This is a genomic window from Microcystis sp. M53598_WE2 (genome assembly GCF_030067735.1).
GTDB lineage: Bacteria > Cyanobacteriota > Cyanobacteriia > Cyanobacteriales > Microcystaceae > Microcystis > Microcystis aeruginosa.
The window spans coordinates 1-5,290 of record NZ_JASJFE010000243.1; the positions used below are offsets into that span (position 1 = coordinate 1).

Genomic DNA, 5,290 nt, shown 5'->3' on the forward strand with positions numbered 1-5,290 from the left:
CTCCTTACTTAATACCGCATAATTGATTATTATTCATTCTTAATTCTCCTGACGACCGACTCCTAACCCTAACAACAATTTTTGATTTTTACCAGAGGTCTTATGATTCCCTCAAGCGAGCGCTACTGGCTCAAAAATGCTCATATTCCCGTTTCCCTGCTAGAAAATGAGAGTTTCTCTCCCCAAACCTCCGAGGGATTAACCTTAGTTAATCTGGAAATTAATGACGGTAACATTAATCGCATCACCTCAACCATCCCCCCCGAAGATAATATTCCCGTTATCGACCTCAAAAAAAAGATTATTTTTCCTTGCTTTGTCGATATGCACACCCATCTCGATAAAGGTCATAGTTGGCAGCGTTGTCCTAACCATGATGGCACTTTTGACAGTGCCTTAAAAATGGCCCTAGAGGATTCCCGACGGGAGTGGCGCTTAGAGGATGTGTATCGTCGCATGGAATTCGGCGTTAAATGCAGTTATGCCCACGGAACCGCCGCTATTCGCACCCATATCGACTCTTTTGGTCAACAGGCACAGATTAGCTTAACTGCTTTGGCAGAATTGCAACGACAATGGGCCGGTAAAATCACCCTGCAAGCGGTTTCTCTAGTTTCCCTTGACTACTATCAAACCTCCGAGGGAGCGGCCTTAGCCGATAAAATTGCCGAATTTGGGGGTATATTGGGGGGAGTAGCCTACACAAATGCCGATTTACAGGCACAAATTGATATTACCTTCAAATTAGCCCAAGAAAGGGGTTTAAATCTCGATTTTCATCTGGATGAAAACGGCGATTCCGATTCTACCTGTTTAGCAGCGATCGCGCGTACTGCTATCAAAGAGCAATTTTCTGGACAAATCATCTGTGGTCACTGTTGCAGTTTAGCGGTACAATCCCCTGAAATAATCCAAGAAACCCTAAATTTAGTCAAAAATGCGGGCATTGCTATCGTTAGCTTGCCGATGTGCAATCTCTACCTACAGGATCGTCAAGAGGAAAAAACCCCCTTTTGGCGCGGGACAACTAAGGTAAAAGAGATGAAAAAAGCGGGAATTCCAGTTGCTTTTGCCAGTGATAACTGTCGCGATCCCTTTTATGGTTTTGGGGATCACGATGGTTTAGAAGTCTTTACCCAAGCGGTGCGGATTGCCCATCTCGACACACCCTACGCTGACTGGGTAAATAGTGTCACCCTCACCCCGGCAAATCTGCTCGGATTGCCCCATTTAGGGCGCATTAAGACGGGTCTAGAGGCAAATTTGTTAATTTTCAAGGCTCGCTACTTTAGCGAGCTATTATCGCGACCACAGTGGGATCGCCTCGTGATTCGGCGCGGGTTGAGCATCGATACTACTCTCCCCGATTACCAAGAGTTAGATGATTTAGTTCTAGGAATTGAGCAAATCCTGTAAGGGTTTGACAAAAACCACCGATTCTAGGTTGATAGCACCGTAAATATGGGGAAAGGTCTCTTTTTCTAGATGAACGTAGGTTGGGTTGAAGCATGAAACCCAACGCCCGCTCATGTTACGCTACCGCTAACCCATCCTACAAATAATTGTGCATCCCTACTTAGGAATTGAGCAACTCCTCTAGGGGTTTGACAAAAACTACCGATTCTAGGTTGATAGCACCGTAAATATGGGGAAAGGTCTCTTTTTCTAGCTCTAGAGTTGCATTTTCTGGGTTAGGATGCTGGGGCTGCTCCCATTTCACCGGGGACTGCAATTGTTCAGGAGAAATGGCTAAAACCAGCAAGTCTGGCTGATTTTGATAAAAAGCGTCCACAACTTTCGGAATTTGTTCTAAGGTAGAGCAATGGATAAATCCCTCATTTTTTAGGGAATACGCCCGATATTCCCCCATTTCACGAGCTATTTGCCAACCTCTTTCTGTAGTGATGTGATAGATCATCGGTTCGCCTCCTACTGTCACTTTATCCCTAATTTTAGGATATAGCCTGAAGCTGTCAGCGGCCCTCAATTCTCTTAAACTAGGGGTCAGGGAATAAAGACAAGAAATTTGTCCGACCAATTACCAGAAAAAAATTGCCGATAATGGCCTCAAAATCTCTTGATAGTCTCCTTTTACCTGATATTAACCATTTCCCTTTAAAATGAGCTTACCGAGGCAATAACTGCAAAAATCTATGCTAGACAAAATATTTACTCCCAATCCCTACGCTGAAAAACCCGCTCCTCTGCGTCCTCGCAAGGGGGTAATTATCGGTGTTGGTCAGGTGGGGATGGCCTGCGCTTACTCGATGTTAATTCAAGACTGTTTTGATGAATTAATTCTGCAAGATATCGCCACGGATAAAGTCGAAGGGGAAGTGATGGATTTAAGGCACGGAATGCCTTTTATTGAACCCACAGACTTGAAAATGGGAACCGTGGCCGATGTGGGACAAAATGCCGATGTGGTGATTATTACTGCCGGGGCTGCCCAAAAAGAGGGAGAAACCAGATTACATCTCCTTGAGCGAAATGTGGCGATTTTTCGCCGTATTCTGGAGGATGTGGCTGTTTACTGCCCCAGTGCTTTGATTTTGGTGGTGAGTAATCCCGTCGATATCATGACCTATGTTACCCTTAAAATCACCCATTTTCCGCCTTCTAGGGTGATTGGTTCGGGTACGGTGCTAGATTCTGCCCGTTTACGCTCTCTTTTATCCACCCAACTCCATGTAGATGCGCGTAACGTCCACGCTTATATTATCGGTGAACACGGGGATAGTGAGCTTGCTGTCTGGAGTTCGGCTAATATCGGAGGAGCAAGGTTACTCGAAGGAGATTGGCAGGATTTAAGCGCGGCCGACCAAGAAAGCTTAACAGAAATTTTTCTTCAGGTTAAAAACGCCGCCTATGAAATTATCAAACGCAAGGGTTATACTAGCTATGCGATCGGTTTAGCTACCACAGATATCGTTAAAGCGATTTTACGTTCCCAAGAAAGAATTCTGACTATTAGCACTCTCCTCGATGGTCAATACGGTCTCAAAGATGTGTGTTTAAGTATTCCCTCGGTGGTTAACGAGAAAGGAGTGATTAAAACCCTGAATCTTGCTCTCAGTCCCAGAGAAACGGAACAGTTACATAATTCGGCCAAAATTATGCGCGATTTAATCGATCAACTCAAAATTTAACTTAGGGTTGGCTGAATAAATCTAAAAACCTTGTTGGCTAAGATTTTTAGATTTTTTTGCCCTCAAAAAGTGCCAGACATAAGAGCGATCAAGGGGAAATTTTAGGCACTTTTTCCCCGAAAATTAGGTAATTGTGGGGTGGACTGAAGCAATTAGTGCTAGACTTCCCGAAAAGTCTATTTTATTGCAGCTTGTTGTTAGGAATCTACTTAAAAGAGTTTGTTTAATCTGGCTAATACGCTTTTAGTTATGATACGCGGAAAAGTTCCGGCGATGGTTCTAAAATGGTGTGATATGCTGAAAGTTTCCAATTATCTTTACTCTCAGCAGTGTTATTCGGAAAGTTTCTGTATAATCAATGGTTATGCAGCTCCTCCGTTGATGGAGTTGATGCTTGAGAACTTTTAGTTCGTCATCTAAGTTGATGGGTGTCACCTCTTGTTTGAATGCGAACCAGTAAGGAGTGAAATTAAGATCCATGGACTCTATTAAAGCCAACATGAAGAAGCAAAAGGGGGATGATCTAGAACGTGCAGTAAAACGTATAGAAGAAGCAATTCTCAAATATTCTTCAACACTAGACCCAGATAAGTTCGTTGTAGAAAACAAAAAAATTGTAATTGCTGAAGGTGTTCTGCATGAGATCGATCTATATGTTGAAGTTTCAGTAGCTCAAGGCTATAAAAGTAAATTCATCTTTGAGTGCAAGAATTGGAAGCAGAATGTAGGAAAAAATGATATCATCATTTTTTCAGAAAAGATTCAAGCAACATCCTCGCAGAAAGGCTTCTTCGTCGCCAGAGGATTTAGCAAGGGTGCTACTGCTCAAGCTGCAAAGGATGAACGCATCGAGTTACTTCTGGCATCAGACTTTCCTCTCGATTATCCACGAATGCTAGTCACAGGTAGAAGTGGGTTTAATGGAGACATAAAATTGACAAAACGTTCCGCTATTGGCAAGATAGACCCCTCTTTTATGACAATTGACATATCAACAGCAAAAGCTATCTTCAATGGAAATGAGATAGATCTGTACGAATTTTTAGGTGAAGAGTCAAACCAAGGCTTTGATGAGGCATTGAAGCAAATTGATACCACGAAGCTAGATCCAGGAGCATACCCAATACAATTTCAGATAACGATGGTACTTCCCGAAAACCAGTTGCTCGTGAACGGTGATGATATTGCCAAAATTCATTTAGATGTTTCGGTTGAATTACTAATACATAAGCCACGAGTTATTCACCACTTTGCCATAGAAGGTCGTGGCAAATATATAGAGTTAGAGCCTTATGACTATGGCACAGGACATGGAGCATTAATAATTGAACTTGCTGCACCATTGGAAAATGATGTTACTCTTGAAAGAAACTGACTGCTGCATAACAATCCGCTTGCACACCGACCGTATCAAGTTAGTTGGTTGAGTGCGATGCCGAAGGCACTGCGTAGCAGCACGCCGCTCTGGTAGTTAATGAAATGTAACGCACCTCTTTTTTCTCTAGCCGTAGTACCATGCTCATTCATTGAAGCAAGTGATTGTAAGCTAACGGGGTTTTTTGATTTTTGAAAAGGCGATCGTTAGTTACCGTCCTGACTTAAAAAATAGCCAACTGCACGCTGAAGCTGTTCCATCCCTTGTTGCAGTTGGTCAATACGAGCCTTAGATTCCTCCATTTGTTGAGCAGTAGCTTCCACAAACCGATCAATACGCCGATTCGTTGCCTCACTGATTGCTGCTAATCTGTCAATATTGCTTTCTATTCGCTCTATTCGCTGCTGACTTGCCTCTAGACTGGCTTCAATACGGTCTAACCGAGAACTTTGCCACCACATTTAGTTAACACCTTGAAAATAAGCGATTATTGTCCTCAGTTTAGCAAATCTTTAGACAAATTAATCTCTTTTCATAGGGCGATCGCTTGAGGTGAAACTGCGATCGCTGGTTGCTTAGTTAATGAAATCTAACACACCTCTTTTTTCTCTAGTCAAACTATTTTTGACTAATCTCGAATGCTAAATCGTATCTGTAAAAACAGACATCAAAGGCAAGAAAGAAGTTCATCTGTCCTAGTATTAGCGGCGCATATTTATCTTGTGTCCAAGCAAAGGCTAAATCTACGGTGGGGAATTGCTCAACA

General features: G+C 42.7%; 5 protein-coding genes and 1 pseudogene. 3 read left to right on the forward strand and 3 right to left on the reverse strand.

The features are described 5' to 3' along the window. The first annotated feature begins 102 nt into the window (after positions 1–102). Positions 103–1,416, forward strand: coding sequence for a cytosine deaminase (locus tag PX636_RS05110; RefSeq protein WP_288116394.1), 1,314 nt, complete (start codon positions 103–105; stop codon positions 1,414–1,416). On the opposite strand, the pseudogene PX636_RS05115 reads toward PX636_RS05110, so the two are convergent. Both PX636_RS05115 and PX636_RS05120 read right to left on the reverse strand, forming a co-directional pair. After that, positions 1,393–1,491 (reverse strand): annotated as a pseudogene (locus PX636_RS05115) (DUF952 domain-containing protein); the annotation flags it as partial. The gene PX636_RS05110 and the pseudogene PX636_RS05115 sit on opposite strands and share 24 nt — an antisense overlap. 85 nt (positions 1,492–1,576) lie before the next feature. Continuing rightward, positions 1,577–1,918 carry a DUF952 domain-containing protein gene (locus PX636_RS05120; RefSeq protein WP_052275819.1) on the reverse strand — a complete coding sequence of 114 codons (342 nt, stop codon included), beginning with the start codon at positions 1,916–1,918 and terminating at the stop codon, positions 1,577–1,579. Between the two features lie 235 nt (positions 1,919–2,153). Here PX636_RS05120 and PX636_RS05125 point away from each other — a divergent pair, with 235 nt between their 5' ends. Next, on the forward strand, positions 2,154–3,149 hold the full coding sequence (locus PX636_RS05125) for an L-lactate dehydrogenase (RefSeq protein ID WP_002803774.1): 996 nt from the start codon (positions 2,154–2,156) through the stop codon (positions 3,147–3,149). A 478-nt stretch (positions 3,150–3,627) separates the two neighbouring features. Further along, a complete protein-coding gene (locus tag PX636_RS05130; RefSeq protein WP_125731605.1) occupies positions 3,628–4,524 on the forward strand; it encodes a restriction endonuclease in 897 nt (298 codons plus the stop codon). A 206-nt stretch (positions 4,525–4,730) separates the two neighbouring features. Here the strand turns inward: PX636_RS05130 and PX636_RS05135 are convergent, their stop codons facing one another. After that, complete coding sequence (locus PX636_RS05135) at positions 4,731–4,985, reverse strand: hypothetical protein (protein WP_002755102.1); 255 nt, start codon at positions 4,983–4,985, stop codon at positions 4,731–4,733. Between the last annotated feature and the right edge of the window lie 305 nt (positions 4,986–5,290).